Annotated in this window: 15 protein-coding genes and 1 pseudogene; 5 read left to right on the top strand and 11 right to left on the bottom strand. The window is 71.9% G+C overall.

The features are described 5' to 3' along the window. Nucleotides 1-51: 51 nt before the first annotated feature. The 4 genes from VPH61_RS06565 to VPH61_RS06550 form a co-directional block, all read right to left on the bottom strand. Nucleotides 52-1,830, bottom strand: coding sequence for a sensor histidine kinase (locus tag VPH61_RS06565; RefSeq protein ID WP_332062703.1), 1,779 nt, complete (start codon nucleotides 1,828-1,830; stop codon nucleotides 52-54). Next, nucleotides 1,830-2,495, bottom strand: coding sequence for a response regulator transcription factor (locus VPH61_RS06560; RefSeq protein WP_332062702.1), 666 nt, complete (start codon nucleotides 2,493-2,495; stop codon nucleotides 1,830-1,832). The genes VPH61_RS06565 and VPH61_RS06560 overlap by 1 nt, the downstream gene beginning before the upstream one ends. A gap of 204 nt (nucleotides 2,496-2,699) precedes the next feature. Further along, nucleotides 2,700-4,505 carry an ABC transporter ATP-binding protein gene (locus VPH61_RS06555; protein ID WP_332062701.1) on the bottom strand — a complete coding sequence of 602 codons (1,806 nt, stop codon included), beginning with the start codon at nucleotides 4,503-4,505 and terminating at the stop codon, nucleotides 2,700-2,702. Continuing rightward, nucleotides 4,502-6,457: an ABC transporter ATP-binding protein gene (locus VPH61_RS06550; RefSeq protein WP_442879066.1), complete on the bottom strand. Its 1,956-nt coding sequence runs from the start codon at nucleotides 6,455-6,457 to the stop codon at nucleotides 4,502-4,504. The genes VPH61_RS06555 and VPH61_RS06550 overlap by 4 nt, the downstream gene beginning before the upstream one ends. Nucleotides 6,458-6,961: 504 nt before the next feature. Here VPH61_RS06550 and VPH61_RS06545 point away from each other — a divergent pair. The 4 genes and pseudogenes from VPH61_RS06545 (at nucleotide 6,962) to VPH61_RS06530 (ending at nucleotide 14,619) form a co-directional block, all read left to right on the top strand. Then, on the top strand, nucleotides 6,962-10,003 hold the full coding sequence (locus VPH61_RS06545; protein WP_332062700.1) for a hypothetical protein: 3,042 nt from the start codon (nucleotides 6,962-6,964) through the stop codon (nucleotides 10,001-10,003). Next, nucleotides 10,000-12,762, top strand: coding sequence for an FtsX-like permease family protein (locus VPH61_RS06540; RefSeq protein ID WP_332062699.1), 2,763 nt, complete (start codon nucleotides 10,000-10,002; stop codon nucleotides 12,760-12,762). The genes VPH61_RS06545 and VPH61_RS06540 overlap by 4 nt, the downstream gene beginning before the upstream one ends. Nucleotides 12,763-12,766: 4 nt before the next feature. Beyond that, nucleotides 12,767-13,663 (top strand): annotated as a pseudogene (locus VPH61_RS06535) (ABC transporter ATP-binding protein); the annotation flags it as partial. A 257-nt stretch (nucleotides 13,664-13,920) separates the two neighbouring features. Further along, on the top strand, nucleotides 13,921-14,619 hold the full coding sequence (locus VPH61_RS06530; RefSeq protein ID WP_332062698.1) for an ABC transporter ATP-binding protein: 699 nt from the start codon (nucleotides 13,921-13,923) through the stop codon (nucleotides 14,617-14,619). Here the strand turns inward: VPH61_RS06530 and ddaH are convergent. The 7 genes from ddaH to VPH61_RS06495 all read right to left on the bottom strand — a co-directional run bounded on the left by ddaH (nucleotide 14,591) and on the right by VPH61_RS06495 (nucleotide 23,021). Then, nucleotides 14,591-15,844 carry a dimethylargininase gene (ddaH, locus tag VPH61_RS06525; RefSeq protein ID WP_332062697.1) on the bottom strand — a complete coding sequence of 418 codons (1,254 nt, stop codon included), beginning with the start codon at nucleotides 15,842-15,844 and terminating at the stop codon, nucleotides 14,591-14,593. The two genes, VPH61_RS06530 and ddaH, sit on opposite strands and share 29 nt — an antisense overlap. A 177-nt stretch (nucleotides 15,845-16,021) precedes the next feature. Next, nucleotides 16,022-17,116 carry a Glu/Leu/Phe/Val dehydrogenase family protein gene (locus VPH61_RS06520; protein ID WP_332062696.1) on the bottom strand — a complete coding sequence of 365 codons (1,095 nt, stop codon included), beginning with the start codon at nucleotides 17,114-17,116 and terminating at the stop codon, nucleotides 16,022-16,024. A gap of 144 nt (nucleotides 17,117-17,260) precedes the next feature. Next, nucleotides 17,261-18,871, bottom strand: coding sequence for a bifunctional phosphoribosylaminoimidazolecarboxamide formyltransferase/IMP cyclohydrolase (gene purH / locus VPH61_RS06515; protein ID WP_332062695.1), 1,611 nt, complete (start codon nucleotides 18,869-18,871; stop codon nucleotides 17,261-17,263). Then, nucleotides 18,868-19,461, bottom strand: coding sequence for a phosphoribosylglycinamide formyltransferase (gene purN / locus VPH61_RS06510; protein ID WP_332062694.1), 594 nt, complete (start codon nucleotides 19,459-19,461; stop codon nucleotides 18,868-18,870). Before purN ends, purH begins: the two co-directional genes overlap by 4 nt. A gap of 88 nt (nucleotides 19,462-19,549) precedes the next feature. Continuing rightward, nucleotides 19,550-20,899, bottom strand: a complete 1,350-nt coding sequence (locus VPH61_RS06505) for a cell division protein PerM (RefSeq protein WP_332062693.1) — start codon at nucleotides 20,897-20,899, stop codon at nucleotides 19,550-19,552. Between the two features lie 31 nt (nucleotides 20,900-20,930). Further along, nucleotides 20,931-22,412, bottom strand: a complete 1,482-nt coding sequence (locus VPH61_RS06500) for a hypothetical protein (RefSeq protein ID WP_332062692.1) — start codon at nucleotides 22,410-22,412, stop codon at nucleotides 20,931-20,933. Between the two features lie 81 nt (nucleotides 22,413-22,493). Further along, complete coding sequence (locus tag VPH61_RS06495) at nucleotides 22,494-23,021, bottom strand: hypothetical protein (RefSeq protein WP_332062691.1); 528 nt, start codon at nucleotides 23,019-23,021, stop codon at nucleotides 22,494-22,496. Between the two features lie 345 nt (nucleotides 23,022-23,366). Here VPH61_RS06495 and VPH61_RS06490 point away from each other — a divergent pair, with 345 nt between their 5' ends. Further along, nucleotides 23,367-25,337: a prealbumin-like fold domain-containing protein gene (locus VPH61_RS06490; RefSeq protein ID WP_332062690.1), complete on the top strand. Its 1,971-nt coding sequence runs from the start codon at nucleotides 23,367-23,369 to the stop codon at nucleotides 25,335-25,337. Nucleotides 25,338-25,387 lie beyond the last annotated feature (50 nt).

Raw genomic sequence — 25,387 nt, 5'->3', positions numbered from 1 at the left:
GAGGGGTTGGGGACTCGAAACCCACCCGACGAGCGACGGGTTTCGGCAGGCTCACCCCGAAGAAGGAAGCGGGATGCGCACCGTGATCGTCGTGCCCGCGCCGGGCTCGCTGTCGAGGCGGAATCGCCCGCCGACGGCGTCGACGCGGTCGGCGATTCCGAGCATGCCGCTGCCGTCGGGCGACGCCCCGCCCACGCCGTTGTCGCGCACCACGAGCTCGAGCTCGCCCTCGACGAGCGCGGCGCGCACCCAGCCCCGGGTCGCCTGCGCGTGCTTCGCCACGTTCGCGAGCCCCTCGGAGACCACGAAATACGCCGTCGACTCGACGACCTCGGGCAACCGCCCCTCGGGCTGCACGTCGATCTCGACCGGCACGGGGCAGCGGCCCGCGAGCTCGGGCACGGCGAGCGCGAGCCCGCCCGACGACAGCAGCGAGGGGTGGATGCCGTGCGCGAGCTCCCTGAGCTCCTTGAGCGCCTGGTTCAGCATCAGGATCGTGCCGTCGAGTTCGACCCCGAGCGGCTCGACCCCGCGGTCACGGGCCTGGTTCGCCGCGAGGCGCAGGCGCATGCCGAGCGAGACGAGGTGCTGCTGCGCCCCGTCGTGGAGGTCGCGCTCGATGCGGCGTCGCGCCTCGTCACCCGCTTCGAGGATGCGGCTCCGCGACTGGCGCACCTGCTCGAGCGTGCGCTCGATCTCCGACCGCAGCCGGCCGTTGTCGACCGAGAGGCGCAGTGCACTCGAGACGCCGTCGAGCAGCCGCATGTTGTCGGTGAGCACGCGGTCGTGGCGGATGACGGCGATCGGCATGCCGGTCGGCGACGAGACCGGCAGCAGGCCGTGGTCGGCACGAAGGGCGACGGGGTCCGCGTCGAGCGGCTCCCCCGAGGCATCCGCATACCTGGCTCGCTCCTCGTCCCACCAGTAGACGCGCACGGAGGCGTCGCGGAGCGTGCGGGCGAGCGACTCGGCCCAGAGGCCGCGATCGGCGCCCTCGCGGGTGATGCGCATGAGGTCGGCGACGCGGGCCCGCATGTTGCGGGCGTGCGCGATGCCCGCGACGAAGCTGACCGGGATGGAGGCGATCGCGACGAGCGAGACGGTGTCGAGCACGAGGTCGGCTCCGCCCGAGGCGTAGGCGGCGGCCTGGCTCGCGAGCGTGATCACCCAGGCGATCAGGGCGATCGGCATGAGGAACGCGACGGTGCGGGCGGGCACGCTGCCGCGCACCCAGCGCACGAGGAGCCGCACGGCGATGACGATCGCGAGCAGTACGCCGATGAGGCGGTAGCCGACGTCGATGATCGCGAACACCCCGGGGGCATCGGCGACGAGATACGGATTGGGGGCGCAGTCGCAGACCGCCGGTGAGGGCTGGCCGAGCAGCAGCGCCCCGAGCAGGTAGCCGACCGAGGTGACGAGGGCGATGCCAGCGATCCAGCGGTCGACGCCGTCGATCAGCCTGCCGCGGGGGTAGAGCAGCACGAGGATGCCGGTGAGCACCGCCCACCACAGGTGCACGCCGTACACGAAGGGCCAGAGCCACGCGACGTCCTCGATGACGCGCAGGAACGAGAGGGGGATCCACACGAGCGGGAAGGCGACCATGAGCCGGGCGGGCAGCCGCGACGGGCCGATCGCCCACGCCACCCCGGCGCTCGCCGCGAACACCAGCGGCACGATCGCGTGCAGCGTCGTCCACGACACTTCGCGCCGCATGGCCTCGGGGGTCGCGAGGTACCCCGAGATCTCCATCGTGAGGCTCGCGGCGACGACGACCGCGATGACGATGGAGCGCCTGATGATCCGGCCCTTGCGGCCGGGGGCCATCACCTCGCGCCGAGGAGTGTCAGCACCGCGAGCACCCTGCGGTGGTGCTCGGGCGACTCCTCGAGGTCGAGCTTCTGCAGGATGGAGCGCACATGCGTCTCGACGGTCTTCAGTCCGAGGAAGAGCGTCTGGGCGATGCCGCCGTTGGAGTAGCCCTGCGCCATGAGCTCGAGCACGGAGCGCTCGCGCTCGGTCAGGCGCGAGAGCGGATCGTCGGCGCGCGTGCGCTGCACGAGCTGCTCGACGACCTCGGGGTCGACGACCGAGCCGCCCGAGGCGACGGTCTCGACCGCACGCACGAGGGTCTGCGGCTCGGAGACGCGCTCCTTCAGCAGGTAGCCGGTGCCGCTGCCCGCACCCATGACGCGCAGGGCGTACTCGGGAGTCGCGTACATCGAGAGCAGCAGCACGCCGATCGTCGAACCCTGCGCGCGCATCTCTTCAAGGGCGACGATGCCCTCGTCGCGGTAGCTCGGCGGCATGCGGATGTCGAGCACGGCCGCGTCGAGCCCGCCGCGGGCGGCGACCCCGAGCAGCTCTGCGCCCGTGCCGACGGAGGCGACGACCTCGAGTCCGCCGTCGGCGAGGACCTTCGCGATGCCCTCGCGGAGGAGCAGCGCATCGTCGGCGATCGCGACGCGAAGGGGACGTTCGGGCGTCTCCATGGGGTCCTCCAATCCGAGGGCAGGGGTCACCGCGACGGGTGGCCGCCTGTCGCGAGCGTACCGCGCACCGGGCCGGTGCCGCGCGCCCAGTTCAGGGGGTACCCCGAGGCGGCGAGGCCGCCGGCCCGTCAAGCTGGTCGATTCGGATGCCTCGCGCCGAGGGTTCGGCACGAGGCATCCGCTCGTTCTGGCCCGTCGACCGGCTCAGACCAGCGAGCTCCGCCACGCCGCGTGCATCGCCGCGAAGTGGCCGGTGCCCGCGATGAGGTCGACCGGCGAACCGTCTTCGACGATGCGCCCGTGTTCCATCACCAGCACCCGATCGGCGATCGCGACCGTCGAGAGACGGTGCGCGATGATCACCGCGGTGCGGTCGGCGAGGAGCTTCGTGAGGCCCTCCTGCACGAGCCGCTCGCTCGGGATGTCGAGCGAGGAGGTCGCCTCGTCGAGGATCAGCACGGCGGGGTTCGCGAGGAACGCCCGCGCGAACGAGATGAGCTGCCGCTGCCCGGCGCTCACCCGGCCGCCGCGCTTGTTCACGTCGGTGTCATAGCCGTTGGGCAGCCCTTCGATGAACTCGTGCGCCCCCACTGCCATCGCGGCCCGCACGATCTCGTCGGACGAGGCGCCGGGCTTGCCGAGCGCGATGTTGTCGGCCACCGAGCCCGAGAACAGGTACGCCTCCTGCGTGACCATGACGATCGCCCGCCGCAGGTCCTTCGGGTGCAGGTCGCTGAGCGCGATGCCGTCGAGCGTGACCGCGCCGTCGCTCGGGTCGTAGAAGCGCGCGATGAGCTTGGCGAGCGTCGACTTTCCGGCGCCCGTCGATCCGACGAGGGCGATGGTCTGCCCCGCCGGGATCTCGAGGTCGAAGCGCGGCAGGATGACACGATCCTTCGTGTACGCGAATTCGACGGCGTCGAAGCGCACGTGGCCCTCGGCGTTCCACAGGTCGACCGGCTTCGCCGGGTCGGGCACGCTCGGCTCCTCCTCGAGCACGCCCGAGATCTTCTCGAGCGCCGACGAGGCCGACTGGTACCCGTTGTAGAACATCGCCATGTCCTCCATCGGGTCGAAGAACCGCTTCGTGTAGAGCACGACCGAGAGCAGCACGCCCACGCCGAGGGCGCCTTCGACGACTCGGAACCCGCCGAGCACGAGCGTGACCGCGACGGCCGTGTTGCCGATGAGGGCGAGGCCGGGGTTGTAGACCGCGAAGAGGCCGAGCACCTTCGCGTTGACGTCGCGGTAGTCCTCGACGAGTCCGTCGAACTCGGCCTCGTTGCGGCGCTGCTTGCGGAACGCCTGCACCGCGCGGATGCCCGTCATGGTCTCGACGAACTGCACGATGAGCTTCGCCGACGCCACGCGCGATCGCCGGAACAGCATCTGCGATCTCACCTGGAACCAGCGGGTGAGGATGCCGAGCGGGATCAGCGCGCCGAGCAGTACGAGCGCCGACGGGGCGTCGACGACCACGAGCATGATGCCCGTGAACACCATGTACATGAGGCCGCGCACGAGGAGGGTCAGGCCCTCGTCCATGAGCTCGCGGATCGCATCGAGGTCGCTCGTCTGCCGCGAGATGATGCGCCCCGAGGTGTACGACTCGTGGAACTCGAGCGAGAGCTTCTGCGTGTGCAGGAACACCCGCGTGCGCAGGTCGATCAGCACGGCCTGGCTGATGCGGGCCGACTGCCGGATATACACCGAGATGAGGAACGCACCCGCGAGCCCGGTCAGGAGGTACGCGACGCCGGCGAAGGCGACGGGGAACCAGTTCTGCTGCATGAGCGCTGGGATGCCCTGGTCGATGCCGTAGCCGATCAGCGCGGGGCCCGCGACCTGCGCCGCCGACGAGACGACGATCGCGGCCGCGGTCCACCACAGCCTCGCCTTCTGCGGGGCGAGGAGCGAACCGAGCAGCCTCCGCGAGCGCGCGCGGATCTGCGCGGACTCCGCCTTGGAGTAGTCCTGGCGTTCTTCGCCCTGCACACCGGTGACGCTCATGATGCCGCCTCCTCTCGGATCGTGGTGTCGATGCCGACGGCATCGCCCCGGATCGTGGTGTCGATGCCGACGTCATCGCCCCGGATCGTGGCCTCGACGTCGACGGCATCGACGCCGGTGCTCCTGCGCTCTTCGTCTTCGAGGCTCGTGATGACGAAACGGTAGTGCTCGCTCTCCCTGAGGAGCTCGGAGTGGGTGCCCACCGCCGTGACCCGGCCGTTCTCGAGCAGCGCGACCCGGTCGGCGAGCATGACCGTCGAAGGGCGGTGCGCCACGATGAGCGCGGTCGTCGAGGCGAGCACCGAACGGAGCTCGGCCTCGACCCTCGCCTCGGTCGCGACGTCGAGCGCCGAGAGCGGGTCGTCGAGCACGAGCACTGCGGGCTTGGCTGCGACGGCGCGCGCGAGTGCGAGTCGCTGCCGCTGCCCGCCCGAGAGGCTCATGCCCTCTTCGCCGACCTTCGTATCGAGGCCGTCGGGCAGTTCGTAGGCGAAGCCGGCCTGGGCGATGCGCAGCGCTTCGTCGAGCACCCGATCGGCCTCGGCCCGAACGGCGGGGTCGTCGCCCGCGAGCTCGGGTCGGCCGAGCAGCACGTTGTCGCGCACCGAGGCACTGAAGAGCGTCGCATCCTCGAACGCCATCGCGATGTGCGTGCGCAGCTCATCGCGGCTGAACGCGCGCACGTCGACGCCGTCGAGCATGACCGAGCCGGAGGTGACGTCATAGAGGCGCGTCGTGAGCGCGGTCATCGTCGTCTTGCCGCAGCCGGTGAGGCCGACGAGCGCCATCGTCTCGCCGGGCTCGAGCACGAGGTCGACGCCGTCGAGCAGGTCGCCGAACCGCTCGGGCGAGTCCTGGTACCTGAAGTGCACGTCGCTGAACGCGAGCTCGCCCCGAGGCCGCTCGAGCGTGCGGGGCTCGGCCGGGTCGACGATCGTGTTCTCGCTGTCGAGGATGTCGAAGAACCGGTCGGTCGCGGTGCGCGCGTCGAGCGCGAAGGCGAGCATGAAGCCGATCGACTCGATCGGCCACGCGAGCACCGTCGCGGTCGCGAAGAACGCCACGAGCTCGCCGACGCTGAGCTGGCCCTGAGAGGCGAGCCAGACGCCCACCACGAGGCAGAGCGAGAGCGCGATCGCCGGCACGACCATGATCCACACCCAGATGTTCGCGTCGAGGCGCGCCTTCTCGATCTCGGTGCTGCGCAGCGATTCGGCCTGTGCACGGAACGTCGAGAGGGCGTGCTTGCCCCGGCCGAACGCCTTCAGCACGCGGATGCCGTGCACGGACTCCTCGACGGCGGTCGCGAGGTCGCCCGCCTGATCCTGGCTGAGGCGCGACATCTCGGAGTACCGGCCTTCGAAGCGCCAGCCCGCCCACCACAGCGGCAACGAGCAGACGAGGAAGATGAGCCCGAGGAACCAGTTCATCGACATCAGGATGCCGACGCCCACCACGATGATCACGACGTTGGCGCCGGTCAGCACGAGGCCGAACGACAACCACCTCCGGATCAGTCCGAGGTCGCTGATGGCACGCGAGAGCAGCTGGCCGCTCGGCCACCGGTCGTGGAAGCTGACCGGCAGGTCTTGCAGCTTCGCGTAGAGGGCGTTGCGCATGCGCGCCTCGACCCTCGTGCCGGGGCCGACGACGAGCCAGCGCCGGACCGCGAAGAGGATCGCCTCGACGGCGCCGAGCACGAAGACGAGCACGGCGAGCGGGATGACCGCGTCGGCCTCGCGGTTCGCGAGCGGCCCGTCGACGATCTGCTGGAGCACCTGCGGGATCGTGAGCGCGATGAGCTGGGCGACGAGGGCCGCCGCCATGCTGCCGGCGAACGCCGGCATGGCGGGACCGGCGTACTCGCGCAGTCGCCAGAGCGCGCGAACGGTGTTCAGCCGAGGGGGCTGCGATGCGGGTTCGGGCGCGTCGGGTGCGGTCGGCGTTTGCAGGGAGACGGACACAGCCGGTTTCCAATCGGGATGGGAGCGCCGAGCGCCCGTGAACGGGCCCGGTCGGCGAAGGAGAACGAAGAGTGAAGGAAGCCGCGGATCGCGTGAGCGCGTGAAAGCAGCGCGTGAAACCGCGGAACAGTCGGAAGCTGAGCGGTGAGCCCGGCGACGGGCGGCTCAGTGGCGAGGGACGGGCGGTCTACCCGGCGAGCCCGACGAGGTACGCCGGGCGGGCAGAGCCGGAGTCCGCAATCGTGCGGGCGTCGGTTTCTGTCTGCATGGTGTCCTCCTGCAAATCGTTTCGAGCGTTCGAGGCCGGTCGGAAACCCATTCCCCGGCCAGCCCTTCAGAATATGGGTACGAACCGGTGGCGCGCAACACCCATCCCGGGGTTAGGCTACGGGGATTCGTCGCTGCGCGGGCGACGACGGCGAACCCGATGGCACCCGTCACGCCCGGCCCCTGCTGCCGCCGCGCGTGCGACCCGATCGACGAGGAGCACGCGTGGGAGCGGCACGGACAGCGTTCGCCCGCGCGAACGCCCGCGCCGGCGTGCTCGCCGCGATCGCCGCCGTCGTCCTCCTGCTCTCCGGGCTGTCCACCGCCGTCATCGACTCCCTCGCCGGTTCCTCGGTGAGCGGGCTCCGCAGCGGTCTCGCCGCCGCTCAGGGCACCGCCGGCGCGGCGCGCTGGCAGATCCGCGTGGCGCACGATCCAGAGGCCCAAGCGGATGCCGCGGCATCCGTGCTCGATCGCATGATCACGCCGCTCGACGCGACCTGGGCCCGCAGCGTCGAGACCGCGCCAGTCGACGCGACGTTCGGCGAGGCGGCGTTCGGCGCGGTGCTGCTCGCCGATCCCGGTGCGCCGGCGCGCTCCGAACTCGTCGACGGGAGCTGGCCGGAGGCATCGGAGGCGATCGCCGCCGCGTCTGCCGAGACCGCCGTGCCGACGACGCTCCATGCCGCCGCAGCCGAGGCACTCGGCCTCGAGGCCGGCGACGTCGTCGAACTCGTCGGCGCCTCCGCCCGGCGCCTGCTCGTGGTCGGCACTTGGCTGCCGCTCGAGCCGAGCGATCCCGCGTGGTTCGGCGAGGGCATCGTCGCCACCGGGGCGACCGCCGACGGCGCCGGCCCGTTCCTCGTGGCCGAGGCATCCGCCCTCGACCTGCCCGCCGCGACCGTCGTGCGCTGGACGGCCGTCGTCGACGACAGCGCCGTGACGCCAGACTCCGCGCGCCTGCTGCGCGCAGAACTCCCCGACGTCGAGCCGGCCCTCCGCGCCGAACCCGACATCGGCGCCGACGGGCTGAGCGCGCTCGGCGGGCTCGACGCGACGCTCGCCAGACTGCTCGCGGGTCTCGGCGCCGTGCGGGCCATCGCGCCGCTGCCGCTCCTCCTCCTCGCCTTCACGGGCATCGCCGCGCTGACGCGACTCGCGAGCCTGCTCGGCGCCGCCCGGCGCGGCGAGACGGTGCTGCTCCGTGCCCGTGGCGCCTCGGCTGCACGTCTCGCCCGCGACACGGCGGTCGAAGTGCTCGCGCTCGGGGTGCCGGCCGCGATCCTCGGCGCCGTGGGAGCGGAAGCGGTGCTCATGGTGGCGAGACCCGGAGAGGCCCGCAGTCCGGCCGTCGCCGCTGCCGTGGCCGCCGTGGTGCTCGTCGGCACCCTCGTCGTCGTCGCCGGCCGCGCGTGGCTCGACGCCCGCCGGCCCGTCGTTCGCGGTTCGGGCGACGAGACCGGCCGGCTCGCGCGCGGCCTCGCGACGGGCGGAAGCGTGCTGCTCGTCGTGCTCGCCGCCGTCGCGCTCTGGCAGTTCCGGCTGTACGGCTCGCCGCTCGTGCTGAGCGCGTCGGGCGGGGTGGAGGTCGATCCGATCGCCGTGCTCGCACCGATGCTCGTGCTCGCCGCCCTCGCCCTCGCGGCGCTCCGGCTCGCGCGCCCGATCGATGCGCTGCTCGAACGCCTCGCCGCGGCCCGCCCCGGGCTCGTGCCATCGCTGCCGATGCGGCAGCTCGCTCGACGCGCGTCACTCTACTCGGCCGCCTCCCTCGTGACGATGCTCGCGGTCGCCGGGCTGACGCTCTCCGCGGCGTTCTCGGGCGCCTGGCAGGGCATCGACACCACCGCCTCCGCACTCGCGACCGGCGGCGAGGTTCGGGTGTCGTACGCGGGTCGAGACGTCGTGCAGGGCCCCGATGAGCTGGCACTCGACGACGGCCTCGGCGGTGTCGAGGGCATCGCCGCCGAGGGGCCCGTCTTCCGCGGCGAGGTGCGCATCGGCTCGGAGCCCGCGACGGTCGTGGCGCTGCCAGTCGGCGCCACCGGGCGCATCGCCCCCGGCACCGGTGCGGCCGGCGCCGCCGCAGCGCTGGGCGCATCCGCCGCCGACGCCGGAACACCGGTGCCGCCGGGTACCACCACACTCGACGTCGCCGTCGCGCTCGACGCCCCCGCCGGCACGGGGGGCACCGTCGCCGTGACCGCCTGGTTCCTCACCGAGGCCGGCGCCGCGACGCCCGTGATCGCGGTTCCGGTCGACGTCGCTGCGGGCGGCGGCGACGTGGGTCTCGACGTGCCGGCGGCCGAGGGCCTGCGCTTCATCGGCCTCGGGGCGTCTCTCTCGGGCGCCTCTGGCGCCGACGTGCTCGTCTCGTTCGGCGCGATCTCCCTCGACGGCTCGAGCGTCGCCGGCCCAGGATTCGAGGTGGAGCGCGAGCACCTCCTCACCTCGAAGGCACCCGCCGCCCGTGCGCACCTGACCGACGGAGGCGGTGATCCGCTTCCCGTCGTGCTCGGCGCCGAACTCGCCCAACGCATCTCGGCCCGAACGGGCGACGAGTTCGCCTTCCGGGTGCTCACGGGCGGTGCCGAGATCGACGCCGTCGTCGCCGGTGTGCTCCCCGTGGTGCCCACCGCCGGCGACGACGGCGTGCTCGCCGACCTCGGCGCCCTCGAGCGATACACCTTCGATGCCGACGCAGGTGTGCCGGCCTTCGGCGAACGGTGGATCGCGACCGCCGAGCCCGAACAGCTCGCCGCCGATCTCGATCGCGCGCACGGCTCGACCGTCATCGCCGACGCCCGGTCGGCTTCGTCGTCGGCCCCGTTCATCGCGCCGGCGATCGTCGCGCTCCAGGTCGGCGCCGCGGGCGCACTGCTCTTCGCCCTCATCGCGGTCGTGGCCCTCGTCGCGGCGCTCGGCGGCAGCCGGTTCGGTGAGATCGTCGTGCTGCGCGCGCTCGGCGTTCCCGCGCGCACGCAATCGCGGGCCCGCGCCGCCGAACTCGCCGTGACGCTCGGCACCGCCGTCGTGATCGGCGCACTCGTCGGCGTCGCGACGGCGCTCCTCACCTCGCGTGAGCTCGCGAGGGCGGCCGTCGCCGGTGTGCCGGCCGTCGTCCCCGTCGGGTTCGGCATCGACCTCGCACCGTGGCTCGTCGGCATCGCCGTGTTCCTCGTGCTCGCCGCCGCGATCACGGCGGGCGCCGCGGCATCCGTTCGGCGCATCGCCGCTCGCCCCGGTCTCAGGCAGGAGGAGGGATGACCGCACCGCACCGCTCACGGCTGAGCGCCGCCGGGCTGCTTCGACGTCAGTTCTTCGCCGGGCCCGTCGCGTCGATCATGCTCGCACTGCTCGTGACCGCCGGCGCGCTACTCGCCACCGCCGTGCCGCGCGCCGTCGCCGCGATGCACACGGCGGCGCTCGAGCAGTCGCTCGCCGAGTTTCCCGCGCGCGAGATCGATGTCCTCACCTCCAGTCGCAACCTGCCGGAGCTCGGTGCGTCGAGCGGCGGCACGAGTCTCGACCCCGAGATCGACGCCGTCTGGGGCGCGCAGGAGCAGCGGATGCTCGACATCCGCGACGACATGCCCGGGCTGCTCGCGCGGGTCACCGGTGAACCGCTCACCGCGCTCGTCGCCGGTCCGACGAAGGCGAGCGTGCCGGGCGCTGCATCGGGCTCCACCTCGTACCAGCTGTTCACGGCGTTCGATCCGAGGATCCGCGAGCACATCGCCCTCACCGGCGGCGAGTGGCCAGCGACCCTGACAGGCCCCGTGCCGGGCGACTCCCCGCTCGAGATCGTGCTCGCCGACGCCGTCGCCGAGGAGATGGAGTGGGAGCTGGGCGAGGACCGGTCGATCCCGATCGGCACGACTCCGCACGACGTGCGGCTGGTCGGCACGTTCGCCGCGACCGACGCCGACGACGGCTTCTGGACCCACCTGCCGCAGGTGGCCCTCGAGCCGTCGGTCGCGTACACCCCCGGCGGGTACATCGAGATCACGGGCCTCGGCTTCGCCGACCCGGTCTCGTGGACGGCGCTGCAGGAGTCCAACCTCCCGACGTCGATGGATGCCTGGTTCCCGACCATGCCCGACCGCATCCGGGCCGCTGAATCCGCCGAGCTCGTGACGCAGCTCGGCGAGTTCACGAGCCGGGTGTTCGTGCTCGGCAGCGGCTCATGGGAGTACTGGTTCGCGACGGTCGGCGAGGTCGCTTTCACGAGCGGCCTCACCGATGCGCTGAACGAAGCGGCCGCCGCGGCGAGCGCGAGCGACGCCGTGCTGGCCACGATCGCCTCGGGTCCGATCGGCGTGATGGTCGCCGTGCTCGTGCTCGGGGCCCGAGTGGTCTTCGAGCGACGGCGCACGGGTCTCGAGCTGGCTGCCGCCCGCGGCGCCTCACCCGGACAGCTCCGCGGCATCCTCGCGCTCGAGGGGCTCGCCATCGGCGTGCCGGCCGCGATCGTCGGGGGCCTCCTCGGCTCGCTCCTCGTGGCCGCCGATGCCGGCGCCGGCGGCTGGGCGGTCGCGGCGCTCTTCGCGCTCGTGCCCGCGGTGCTCCTCGTCGCGGCGGAGCCCGGCCTCAGCCCGCTCCGCAGGGCCAGGGCGGATCTCGGCAGGCCGAGCAGCGGCCGCCTCCGCTGGATGGCCGAACTGCTCGTCGCGGTGCTCGCGATCACGGCCGTCGTGCTGCTCTACCGCCGAGGCCTCGCGACCTCCGCCGCGGCGACCGGGGTCGATCCCCTGCTGGCCGCCGTGCCGCTCCTCCTCTCGCTGCTCGCGTGCCTCGTCGTACTGCGGGTCTACCCGATCCCCCTCGCGATGCTCGTACGCCGCACTGCGCGTCGAGTCGGTCTCGTGCCGTTCCTCGGGTCGGCGCGGGCGCTCCGCGACCCCTCGGCCGGGCTCGTGCCCGTGCTCGCCGTCGTCGTCGGCGTCTCCGTCGCCGTGTTCTCCTCGGTGCTGCTCGGCACCGTGCAGTCGGGCGTGGAACGGGCCGCCGACGCGCAGGTCGGCGCCGACGCCGCCGTCGGCGGCACGCCGTTCACCCTCGAACAGCTCGGCGACTTCGAGGCCGTACCGGGGGTCGCAGCGATCGCACCGGTGTACTCGGCGAAGGCCACCAAGGTCACCGCCGACGGGCGCTCGCGCTCCTCGACGCTCATCGTGATCGACACCGAGGAGATGCGGCAGGTGCAGCAGGGTCGTGACGGGGCGACGCCGCTGCCCGCCGGCCTCGACGCGAACGACGCCGACGACGTGCCCGTGCTGCTCTCGAAGACCGTCGCGGACTTCGTTTCGGGCGCCGACACCGCCGAGCTCGACGGCGAGGGATTCGACTCGCTCGGCGTCGTCGACGGTCGCACCGCGTTCTCTCCGCGCTCGAACTGGGTGCTCATGGACGCCGCGAACGCGAAGCCGTTCACCGCGACGCTCGTGCCCCGCACCGTGCTCGTGCGCTTCGATGACGGCACTTCCGCCGCGGCGGCGGAAGAGATCACCACCGCTCTCGCCGCGATCGCCGGCGACGACGCCGTGATCGTCACGCCCGACGAGCTGCTCGCCGAACTGCGCGAGCGACCGACGACGCAAGGGCTCGTGATCTCGCTCGTCGTCGCGATCGTGCTCGCGAGCCTGCTGACCGCGCTCGCGATCGTGCTCACGCTCGTCGTCGGCCGCCCGGCCCGCGACCGACTGCTGCCGCTGCTCTCGACGCTCGGCCTCGGCCGCCGCGGCGAGCGCGCACTCGTCGCGTGGGAGATCGGCCCGGTCGCCCTCATCGCGCTCGTCGCCGGTGCGTTGCTCGGGGTCGCGCTGCCCTTCGTCGTGCTCGCCGGCATCGACCTGCGGGCATTCACCGACGGCGACGCGCAGCCTGCCGTGACGCTCGACCCCTGGCTCATCGCCGCGGTGCTCGCGGGCAGCGTGCTCGTGACGGTCGCGGCCGTGGCCGTGGCATCCCGCATCGACGGCAGCGTCAACGCCGCTCGCGCGATGCGCAAGGAAGAGGAAGGATGACCCCGTGACCCGCAACGACCCGCCCGCCCCGGCTTCGACATCGGCCGAGCCGCACGTGCTGTGCAGCGACCTCGTACGCATCTTCAGCGCCGACGGCGTGGAGGTGCAGGCCCTGCAGGGGCTGAACCTGCGCGTCGATCCCGGCGAGATGGTCGCGGTGGTCGGTGCCTCGGGGTCGGGCAAGTCCACGCTTCTGACGATCCTCTCGGGCCTCGACACCGCCACGGCCGGTGTCGCCAGGGTCGCCGGCCACGACCTGCTCACGATGGGCGCCCGCGAACGCGTCGCCTACCAGCGGCACACGGTCGGCTTCGTCTGGCAGCAGACGTCGCGAAACCTGCTGCCCTACCTGACCGCGGCCGAGAACGTCGCACTCGCGATGAACGTCGCCGGCACCCTGCGCGGTGCGGCACGGGCGAGCCGCGTCGCAGAGCTGCTCGAACTCCTCGACGTCGGCGAGCTGCACGACCGGCGCCCCGGTGAGCTCTCGGGCGGGCAGCAGCAGCGCGTCGCGATCGCCGTCGCCCTCGCGAATTCCCCGCAGGTACTGCTCGCCGACGAGCCGACGGGTGAGCTCGACGAGTCCACGTCGGCCGCGGTGCTCGAGGCGATGCGCGGCGTGAACGAAGAGCTCGGCGTCACCACCCTCATCGTCACGCACGACCCGACGGTCTCGGGCCATGTGCGCCGAACCGTGCAGATCCGCGACGGACGCACCTCGACCGAGGTGCTGCGGTCGACCCGCGTCGACGAGCACGGCGAAGAGCAGCACATCGCCGAGGAGTTCGCGGTGCTCGACCGCGTCGGGCGCTTGCAGCTGCCGCACGACTTCATGCAGAGCCTCGAGCTGCGCGACCGCGTGCGGCTCGCCCTCGAGGCCGATCACGTCGGCGTGTGGCCGGGCGATGAAGGGCGAGCGGATGCCGCGGCACCCCGTCAGAGCGATGAACCGGCGACCGCCGGTGCGGACTCCGACGGGCCCGCTTCGGCCTCGGCCCCGCCGCCGGCTGCCGCGGCTCCGGCCCCGACACGGGATGCGGCCCCCACACCGGATGCGACCCCGGCCCCCGCCCCAGCGCCCACGACCCGACGTGCCCGCCGCACCGAGGAGCGCGCGGCCGAGGCATCCGCCACTGATGCACCGGAACAGGAGGAGCGATGAGCACCCTGCGCGCCGAATCGATCAGCCGAGTCTTCGAGTCGAAGGCGGGGGCGGTGCATGCCGTGGCCGAGGTCTCACTCGAGGTGCGGCCCGGAGAACTGCTCGTCGTGACAGGGCCCTCGGGCGCCGGTAAGACGACGCTGCTCAACCTGCTCGGCGGCCTCGACCGGCCGACGAGCGGCCGGGTGCTGCTCGGCGACGACGAATTGTCGGCTCTCGGCGACGACGAACTCGCGGCAGTGCGCCGCGACCGGCTCGGCTACATCTTCCAGTCGTTCGGGCTCATCCCCGTGCTCTCGGCGGCCGAGAACGTCGAGGTGCCGCTGCGCCTGCAGCGCATGGATCCCGCCGAACGCGATGCACGCGTCGCCGAGTCGCTCGAGCTCGTCGGGCTCGCCGGCCATGCGGCCCAGCGCCCGTACGAACTCTCGGGAGGTCAGCAGCAGCGCGTCGGCATCGCGAGGGCGCTCGCGGCGCGCCCGCAGCTGCTGCTCGCCGACGAGCCCACGGGTCAGCTCGACAGCGGCACGGCGGCGACGGTCATGGACCTCATCGGCGAACTCGTGCACAGCCGCGGCGTCGCGGCTGTCGTGACGACCCACGATCCCGCGCTCGTCGGCCGTGCCGACCGCGTGCTCGAGCTGCACGACGGCCGGGCGGTCTCGCTCAGCGCACCCGCACCGACAGGCACGTGACGCAGCCCTCGAGCTTCTCGAACTCGCCGATGTCGACGGTCACGACCCGATAGCCGAGGCTCGCGATCATGGCAGCCGTCTGCGGCGCCGCCGACGACATGAGCAGCGACTCGCGCGACAGTTCGATCACGGCGACGCCCTCGGGTTCGAACACCGGCAGGAAGCGCGGGAACAGGCTCGTGACGTCGAGCAGTGCCGGGTCGCCGATGATCGTGCCATCAGGCAGCGCGGTGGCGGCGCTCTTCAGGTGCAGCGCCTTCGTGACGGGCACGGCGACGACGGTGTAGCGGTGCGGCGTGAGCAGGGTGCGCAGCTGCCGGATGCCCTCGGCGTTCGTTCGGTCGGAGGCCCCGACGTAGACCGTCGAGCCGACCTTCAGTACGTCTCCGCCGTCGAGCGTGCCCGGCAGTTCGATGCGGGTCACCGTGAGGCCCGGCACGCTGCGCACCGCGCGCTCGACCGCCTCGACCTCGGCGCGGCGCGACTCCGCCCCGGGGCTCGCGAGCACGGCGAGGTCGCCGAACATCACGACCGTGTCCTCGACGAACACCGAGTCCGCAAGCTCGGGCGCCGCGTCGACCTCGATCGTCTCCCAGCCCTCGGCCACGAGGGCGGCGCAGTAGTTGTCCCACTGCTGGTCGGCGAGCGCCTGGTCGATGGGCTGCCGTTCACGATGCGTGAGCACGGCCTCGTCGAGGTTGGAGGCGGGGATGCGCACGAGCGCGATGCGCCGATCGGCCGCTTCGGGAGCGTAGGCGAGGATGCCGCGGAACACCACGGGTGCGAGCAGCATCTCGCCGACGATGACCGAGAGGATGAAGATCAGGTTGAGGCTCACGAGCGAGCCGACCACGAACAGGAAGACCGGTCCGGAGAACGGGTTGCCCGCCGAGCTCGCGGTCACGGTCGTCGCGATCAGGGCTGCCAGGCAGCCCGAGGTGAAACCCGTGATGAGCGTCAGGAACCACGCTCGCGTCGCCCCGACCGCGTTCGCGACCGAGAGCAGCACCCACGCGACGAAGGCGGCGAGAGAGAAATGGCCGAACACCTGGCCGAGCACCTGCGGCGACTGGCCGCTGCCGATGAAGAACGCCAGCAGCGAGACGAGCATCGCCGCGAGCGCGACGGCGGCCGATGACGCGAGCACTGCGGCCACCCGCCGGCCCGGGGTGATCGCCGGTGTGAACCGGGCCGGGGCGGTCGGGGGCATGGCGGGGGACGTCATGGCACGAGCCTACTGGCCGCGCGAACAGCGCACTTCGCGCACCGAGGCGCGATGGCACGAGACGGCACGACGGGCGCACTTGGCAGGCCGAAGCGCAACTGCACGAGACGGCGCGACCGACCGCGCCACGGGCGAGGCGGCACCCGGACGAACCCGGATGCCGCCTCGGCGCGCGACTCAGCGAGCGGCGTCGAGCCGGGTTCGCGCGAGGCGCTCGGCGGCCTCGAGCGTCGTGGTGCCCTCTGCGCGGGCGCTGCGCAGCACGGATGCCACGGTGTCGCCGATGCCCGCGATGCGGGCGTCGAGGGCGGCCTGGTCGGCTCCCGGCGCGCTCGCGACATCGAGGTAGATGACACCGCCGGCGTTCACCACGAAGTCGGGAGCCCAGACGATGCCCCGCCCCTGCAGCAGTGCGGCGACGTCGCGCGAGGCGAGCTGGTTGTTCGCGGCGCCGACGACGGCGGCGACGCGGAGGTCACGCACCACCTCGGGCGTGAGCACGCCGCCGAGCCCGCACGGCACGAAGACGTCGGCCTCGACGAGGTGGGCCTCGGCCGGGTCGACCCAGGCCGCGCCGAGCTCGTCGGCGAGCGCACGCTTGCCCTCCGCGACGTCCGTCACGGTCAGGCGGGCGCCGGCCGCGGCGAGGCTCCGTGCGAGGCGGCCGCCGACCTGTCCGAGACCGGCGATCACGAAGTGACGGCCCGCCGGGTCGTTCGATTCGAAGACCTCGCCGAGCGTCGCGAGGATGGAGGCGTGCACACCCGCGGCCGTGGCGTCCGCCGGCTCGCCGACGCCGCCCTGCTCGGGCGGAAGGCCGCAGACGTGGGAGGTCTGCTCGTGCACGACGGCCATGAGCTCGGCGCTCGTGCCGACGTCTTCGGCGGTCATGTAGGCGCCGCCGAGGGACTCGATCGCGTCGCCGAGGTCGAGCATGGCGTCGTGGGTCGTCGCGGCATCGATCGTCGTGCCCGCCGGAATCGCGATGACGGACTTGCCGCCGCCGCGCGCGAGGCCCGCCGCGGCGTTCTTCATGGTCATCGCCTGCGAGAGGCGGAGGGCATCGGCGAGGGCGTCGGTCCACTGGTCGTAGTGCCAGAGTCTGGCACCGCCGAGGGCCTGGCCGAGGCGGGTCGAGTGCACGGCCACGACGATCGTGAGCCCGGAACGGGCGCCGCGGGTGATGAGCACCCGTTCGTGGTCGGGTGCCTCCGTCGGCAGTGCTGCGCTGGCGCCGGTCGTGGGGGTCGCCGGTGCGTGGGTGATCGTCATCGATCGTTCTCCTTGATTCATCCGCTTCGTGGGCGGAACCTTCCCTGCGCCTCATGAGCACGGGGTCGATTCAAGGGTACCGCCGTCGCGGCCGGGCGGATGCCGCGGCATCCGCTCTGCCGGCGACGGGCTGGAGGAGCCCGATCAGTGGAAGAAGTGACGCTCGCCCGTGAAGTACATCGTGACGCCGGCCTCGCGGGCCGCCGCGATGACCTCGTCGTCGCGGATCGAGCCGCCCGGCTGCACGACCGCGCGTACTCCGGCGTCGAGGAGGATCTGCAGGCCGTCGGCGAAGGGGAAGAAGGCGTCGGATGCCGCGACCGAACCGGCCGCCCGCTCCCCCGCCCGCTCGACCGCGAGCTTGCACGAGTCGACGCGGTTGACCTGGCCCATGCCGACGCCGACGGAGGCGCCGTCTGCCGCGAGGAGGATCGCGTTCGACTTCACTGCGCGGCACGCCGTCCACGCGAACTCGAGGTCGGCGAGGGTCGCCTCGTCGGCGGGCTCGCCGGCGGCGAGGGTCCACTCCGTCGCGGGTGCGAAGTGACGGTCGGCCTGCTGCAGCAACATGCCGCCCGAGACCTGACGCAGCTCGACGGCCGTCGGCTCGAAGCCCTCGGGCAGCGTCAGCAGCCGCAGGTTCTTCTTCTGCGACAGCAGCTCGAGCGCCTCGCCGTCGAAGGCCGGCGCGATGAGCACCTCGGTGAAGATGCCAGACACGGTCTGCGCCATCTCGAGCGTCACGGTGCGGTTCGCGGCGATGACGCCGCCGAACGCCGAGACCGGGTCGCACTCGTGCGCACGACGGTGCGCGTCGGCGATGGGGTCGGATGCCCCGGACGAGGCCACTGCGATGCCGCACGGGTTCGCGTGCTTGATGATCGCCACGGCGGGCTCGTCGAAGTCGAACGCCGCTCGCACCGCGGAGTCGGCGTCGACGTAGTTGTTGTACGACATCTCTTTTCCGTGCAGCTGCACGGCCTGCGCGATGCCGGGGCGCCCGCCCTGCGAGGCGTAGAGCGCGCCCTTCTGGTGGGAGTTCTCGCCGTAGCGGAGGTCGGCGTCCTTCGTCCAGGTGCCGCCGACCCAGGCCGGGAACGGCGACTCCTCGGCGGGCTGGTCAGGGGCCACGACGCTGCCGAGCCACGAGGCGACGGCGACGTCGTACGACGCGGTGTGGCGGAACGCCTCGCGCGCGAGTTCGGTGCGCTGGGCGAGCGTCGTGCCTCCCGCAGCGACCGCAGCGGCGATCTCGTCGTAGCGGCTGGGAGAGACGACCACGGCGACGTTCGCGTGGTTCTTCGCCGAGGCCCGCACCATCGCGGGGCCGCCGATGTCGATCTGCTCGATGACGGCGTCGGGGGCGGCGCCCGCGGCGACCGTCTCGGCGAACGGGTAGAGGTTCACGACGACGAGCTCGTAGGGCTCGATGCCGAGGCCCGCGAGCTCGGCCTCGTGGCTCTCGAGGCGGAGGTCGGCGAGGAGGCCGGAGTGCACGGCGGGGTGGAGCGTGCGCACGCGCCCGTCGAGGTGCTCGGGGTAGCCGGTGACCTCGGCGACCTGCGTGACGGGCAGGCCCGCTTCGGCGATGGCCTTGCCCGTGCCGCCCGTCGAGACGATCTCGACGCCGGCGCCGACGAGTGCGGTGGCGAGCTCGACGAGGCCCCGCTTGTCGCTCACGGCGATGAGCGCACGGCGCACCGGCACGAGGTCGCGTTCGCGGTAGAGGCTGGGGTCGATGGCGGGGCCGCTCATGATCGTGCGAATTCCTTCAGGTCGAGGTGCTGGTTGGCGATGTCGAGCACGGCCTGGATGAGCAGGCGTCGTTCGACGGGCTTGATGCGGTCGTGCAGGCTCGACTCGGTGTCGCCCGGCAGCACCGGAATGCGCTCCTGCGCGATGATGGGGCCGCCGTCGACGGAGTTGTCGACGACGATGAGGCTCGCGCCCGTCTGCGTGACGCCCGCGGCGAGCGCGTCGCGCACCCCGTGCGCCCCCGGGAACTCGGGCAGATAGGCCGGGTGCGTGTTGATGAGGTGCGGCGAGAACGCGTCGACGACGGCGGGCGGCACGAGGCGCATGAGGCCCGAGAGCACGACCACGTCGGGCTCCCACCGCGCGACCTCGGCGATGAGGGCGTCGCCCCATGCGTCGCGATCGGGATACGCCGTGAAGGGTACGGAGAAGGTCGGCACGCCGTACTCCTCGCCGAGGGCGAGCCCTTCGGCGTCGCGGTCGGCGCCGATCGCCACGACCCGCGCCGGGAACTCCGCGTCGGCGGAGGCGTCGAGCAGGGCACGAAGGTTGGATCCGGTGCCCGAGATGAGGACGACGAGCTTCAGCACCCTCCGAGCCTACCGGCCGGCGAAGGTTGGATGCCGCGCCAGCGTGACGCCCGACATGAGGACGACGAGCTTCAGCATCCTTCGATGCCTACCGGCCGAGCACCTCGGTCGTGTTCGGATCGAACGGCGGCGGCTCCTCGTCGATGCCCCGCTCGAAACCGCGATCGAACGACGAGCGAGCGGATGCCTCGTGGCCGCCGTCCGACCGACCGCGGGCTCGCACCGAATAGGCGCCCGCAATGGCGCCGACGCCGACCACGAGTGCTGCGACGCCTGCGACCGCCCACGGATCGGGGCCGACCTCGGCGAGCCGGCCCGGGCCGACGGCCCCGCCCGACCACCAGGCGAGCAGCCCGAGCACGAGCCCGGCCACCGCGCCCGACCCGACGCCGATCACGGCAGGGAACCACCAGGCGCCGCGCACGTCCCGCTCGCCGTGCGGGCTCCACTCCGAGGGCACCGACGGCGCCACGAGCCAGGCCCCGACGAACCCGAGCAGCACGGGCACGACGAGCCAGAGGGCGCCGAACGGCTGCGCCTCGTTCGGCAGGGCTCCGAGCAGCGGAAGACCGGGCATCGGCCCGATCAACGTGCCAGAGGGCGCCACCGACGAGCCGGCGCCGATCGCGAACCCGGGGCCGAGCAACCACGCCGCACCCCAGATGACGACGTTCGGAATGAGCGAGAGCTCGGCGACGGTCAGGGCGATGCCGCCGTCGATCCCGCTGCCGAGCGACTGGTAGAGGCCCGCGATCGTCGCGTAGTCGATCGTGATGAGCACGGCGACGAGCACTCCGGCGACGGCGAGGAGCCCGAACGCCGCGCCGGCGCCGATGCGCACGGCGATGCGCACGCCGTCGACGAGGGCCGGCGGCAACTCGGCGACCCGGCGACGCACGAGCCCGCCAGCGGCATCCGTCATCGGATCGTCGCGCAGCGACTCGGTGACCGCTCCGATCACGACGCCGACGGCCATCGTGAGCGCCGGCAGCAGCGCCGCCTGCCAGAGCGAGGATCGTGCGCCGTCGACGCCGGCCGCCGTGGCCAGCACGAATCCGACGACGGCGTAGACCGCGACGGCGGAGACGCCGCCGGTGAACGAGTGCCCCTCGGCGGCCGAGCGCCGGCCGATGCGGCGCGCGAACGCCACCGAGATGAGGGCGAAGCCGAGCAGCGCGATCGTGATCGGGAACGGGTCGCCGGCACCCGGCAGCCCGGTCTGCTCGGCCGTGACGGCGTCGAGCTGCACCACGAGGTCGACGCCGTGGCCGAGGAGCCACACGTCGGCTGCCGCGCGGAGGAACAGCGCCGCGTCGACCGCGAGCCCGAAGTGCACGGCCCACAGCAGCATGAGCGGCACGAGCGCGATGCCGAGGCCGATGAGGGCGGCGACGGATGCCTCGAGGCCGGCGAGCAGGGCGATCGTCGTGCGTCTCATTCCACCGGGAGCCTACCCCGCCCGGCGCCGCTCAGTCGGCAGGACGTGCGGAGTCGCCGCGACCCGACGGTGCGACGTCCGCCTCCTGGACGACCGCCTCGACGACGTCACCGTCGGCGACGACCCCGACGAGCACCGACTCGTCGACCTCGTCGAGACCATCGACCTCGTTCCCGGCCGCCTCCACCTCGGTTTCCGGTCGCCGGAGCAGTTCGACGACGAGCAGGGCCAGGAGGGCGAGCAGCACGGTCGTGACGACGAAGCCCGTCGAGACCGGGCGCGAGAACAGCACCACGAGGGATGCGACGACCGCGATCGCGATGTAGGCGATGGCCCTCCACCGATCGAGCCAGATGCCGAAACGCCCCGTCGTGACCCCGTGCGAGGCCGCGGTGCGGCGCACCGCCGAGAATCCCGTCGCGGCGAACCCCCGCAGCGCTCGGGCCGGACGCCACGGGCCCGAGAACCAGGCCACGACGGCCACGAGCACGCCGAGCACCAGGAGCGCGACGACCGTCGACATCATGATCTCGATGAGGCCAGAGTAGATCGCCTCCGCGGCGTTCGCCGGCATGACCGACGGGCTCACCGCCCCGACGAAATACCAGCGCCCGATGCCGACGCCGCTTGCGAGGAGCGCCATCGAGAGGGCGAAGCCGCCCGCCGTCCAGACGAGCGCCCTGACCCGGTTGCGGGCGAGCACCACGCCGATCACGAGGAACGCGAGCATGACCCAGGGCAGCCAGGTGCCGACGCCGACGGCGAGTGCGTAGACGGTGCGGATGAGCGCGAACGAGTCGTCCTGTGCGATGACCACGCTCCGATCCACCTCGGGGATCGCCTGCGCGAAGCCGACGCCCTGTTCGATGAGGCGCTCCTTCACGGACTCGACGATGGGCCCGAGCTGCACCGAGATCGTGCCGTCGCTGCCGACGGCGAGCGCGGCGTCGGGGTCGCCCTGCATGGCCGCCACGAACTGCGTGTGCGTGATGGTCAGCGTGTTCGCCCAGATGTCGGCGAAGGCGGGCGAGGTGATCAACCGGTCGACGACGTCGGAGACGAGCGATTGGATGCCCTGCGCCGCCGGCCCCTCGAGCAGCCCGAGCGCCGCATCGGCCCTCGGCGGCAGCCCGAGCGAGCGGATGCCGTCGAACACATCGGAGGTGAGCCCCGGGATGTCGACCTGTTCCTCGATCGCCGCCGTCACCTCGTCGCCGAGGTAGGCCTGCACGGCCGGCTCCTCGATGATCGGCGCGAAGGTCGCGACGAAGCGGTTCGTGTCGGCCAGCTCGAGGCGGGCCCACGCCGTGATCACGGCCACCGGCGCGAGCAGCAGCCCGACGACGATGAGCACGACGGCCGTGAGGCTCCGGCCCCAGCGTCGTCTGGTCTTCGGTGCAGCGGATGCCGCGGCATCCGAAACGCCCTGCTCCATGCCGGCGCGAAGCGCAGCGTTCTCGGATTCGAGCGCGGCGATGCGCGCTTCGAGTTCAGTGTCACCGTTCGTGGCCATGAGGCACCCCTGCCCACGACCCTAGCGTTCGGCCGCGGGCGCGCACATCGTCTCGTTCGCGTGAACGAGTCGTGTCGCGGCTCAGTGGATGACGGCCTTCAACACGATCAGGGCGATGCCGAACATCGCGGTGATGAGAGAGCCGAGCACCTGCACCGGCCACGGTGCACCTCGTCGGTGGAACGCGATGAAGCCGAGCACCGCGAGCACGACGACGCCCGCCCAGAGTGCCGTCCAGATGGCGACGGGGTCTGGGATCGCCCGGGTGGCGCCGAGCAGCAGGATGAAGAGGGGGATCGCCGAGGAGAGCAGCAGACCGCGCGAGCGCAGCATGGCGATGCCGAACGACTCCTTCAGGCCCACGACGCGCTCGTGGTCGAGGCCGTGGTGGGCGACGGTGCCCGCGTAGACGTGCGCGGCCCAGAAGACCACGACGGTGATCGCGACGCTCCAGAAGACGCGCCACGAGCTCTCTCCATGGCCGCCCGACGCGACGATCATGCCCGAGACGAGCAGCACCCCGTACACGGATTCCTCGGTGACGAAGGTCGCCCGCACGATGCGGTGGGCCGGGCTCAGGCCCTTCGCAGATGATTGCTGCTCGCTCATCCCTCCACTCTGGCATGGACACCCCCCGTTCTGGAGGGTGAGGATCTTTCATGTTTACTGTTCGGCGAATCCTCGCCGGGTGTAGCCTGCGCCTGACAAGCGAAAGACCCCTCTCCGGGTCTTGATGCTGCCGGTCGTCGCTTACCCGAGGCGACCGGACTGACGACAGGCACTTTCGCGCTTCTCGCGCGCCGGCACACCGCCGCCCATCAGGACCCCGAGGGGACCCGACCGGCCATCCCGACCGATCGGCAGACTGCAACGCCCCCAACGGAGACGACGATGTTTCGACGCGATACCACTCTGCCCAGTCCCACCCCACCCGATCATCCCCGGCGCAGTCCCATGCGCATCGCCGCTGCCGCCGCAGCCGGCGCCCTCGTGCTGACCGGCGTGATCGCGGCCGGCCCCGCCCAGGCGAACCATCCGGAGGTGAGCCTCGCCGGCAGCAACTTCGAGATCGACACCAACGCGAACCTCGTGGTCGACGACGGGGCGCCCTCGATCGACTGGGCCGGGGTCACCGAGAACCGAAAGGCCGACCTGCCGACCGGCTCGGGCGACGACTCGTTCGGCCAGGGCTCGAAGGAGGACACCCCGGTGCCCTCGGTCGTCGACGGGAGCATCCCGCCGAACAAGAGCGACCTGAAGAACTTCGGCACCTACCTCGAAACGGTCGGGAACACGAAGTACCTCCACATGTTCTGGCACCGCGTCCAGGACCCGAGCGGCACGACGAACATGGACTTCGAGTTCAACCAGTCGCCGACGATCTCGGCGAACAACGTGACGCCGGTACGTACGACGGGCGACCTGCTCATCCAGTACGACCTCTCGCAGGGCGGCACGAACCCCGTGCTCTTCGTCTCGCGCTGGGTCACCGCCGGCGCAGGCAGCCAGTGCGCAGCGAGCAACGCGGTTCCGTGTTGGAGCACGCGCACCAACCTCACGTCGGCGGGCGTCGCGACCGGCTCGATCAACACGACGGCGATCGCCGCCGGCGCTGCTGACGGCCTGGGTTCGATCTCCGCTCGCACCTTCGGCGAGGCGTCCGTGGACTTCACGGCGCTCACCGGCGGCCTGGGATCGTGCGTCTCCTTCGGCAGCGCGTACTTGAAGAGCCGGTCCTCCGACTCCTTCTCGGCCGCGATGAAGGACTTCATCGCACCGGCGCCGACGAACATCTCGAACTGCGGCTCGGTGACGATACGCAAGCAGACGCTCCCTGATGAAGACCCCAACGTGACCTCGTTCGGCTTCACGAAGGCGTTCACCACGTCACCGGTTGTTCCGAACACGTTCAACCTGACGGATGACGGTGTGAAGGTCATCCCCGGCGTGCTCACGGGCCAGGCCGGCACGGTGTCCGAAGACCTGCCACCCGACGGATGGGATCTGCTGAGCATCGACTGCAGCGCGAGCTCGGCCGGGGCGAACGCGACGACCGACGTCGCCACACGCACCGTTTCGTTCAACCTCGCAAGCGCAGCCGACACCGTGGACTGCACGTTCACGAACCGACCACGCGGCACGATCATCATCGAGAAGGTCACGGCTGATGGAGACGGAGCCTTCGACTTCACGTCGAGCTCATTGACACCCGCCGCGTTCACGCTCACCACGACGGCACCCGGCCTCGCCGGCAAGGACTCGAAGACCTTCGCCGAGCTGACTCCCGGAATGTATGACGCCGCCGAGACCGTACCGGCAGGCTGGAACCTCCAGTCGGCCACGTGCGACGACGGCTCCGCCGTCGGAGCGATCGCCGTCTCCGCGGGCGAGACCGTGACCTGCACGTTCACCAATGGCAGGGAGGTCGGCGCGCTCAAGATCGTGAAGACGCGCAAGCACGCGGCGACCGGATCGGGCGACTACCCGCATCAGGGCGTCACGTTCACCGTCACCGGTGGTGAGCTGCCGCCGGCCGGCGTCCAGGCCATGACCGACGCGAACGGCGTCGCCTGCGTCTCCGGGTTGCTCGTGAGCACGTTCGCCGGCGACTACACCGTCACCGAGACCGTGCCGGCGGGCTACCATCTGATCGGCGCGAACGGCAAGACGGCGACGGTCGTCGAGAGCGAGGGCGATTGCGATCCGATCACTCCCGCCGCGACCGTGTCGTTCCAGAACATGCCGTTGACGAACCTGACGGTCTCGGTCGACTCGCAGATCGACGGCGGCACGGCGTCGACGATCGACTGCGTCCCCGGCCTCCCGGATCCGGACGAGTCGACCGATCCGAACGGAGACGGTTCCCTCACGCTCGAGAACCTCGAACCGCAGATCGTGACGTGCACGATCGTGATCGACCCCTGACCTGAAAGCGAGTGAACGACGAAACCGCCCCGCCGGTGTTCCCGGCGGGG

Origin of the sequence: Agromyces sp. CCNWLW203, assembly GCF_036576125.1 — a bacterium.
GTDB lineage: Bacteria > Actinomycetota > Actinomycetes > Actinomycetales > Microbacteriaceae > Agromyces.
The sequence above is the reverse complement of the archived record's forward strand: the minus strand, read 5'-3'. Positions and strand labels throughout refer to the sequence as shown.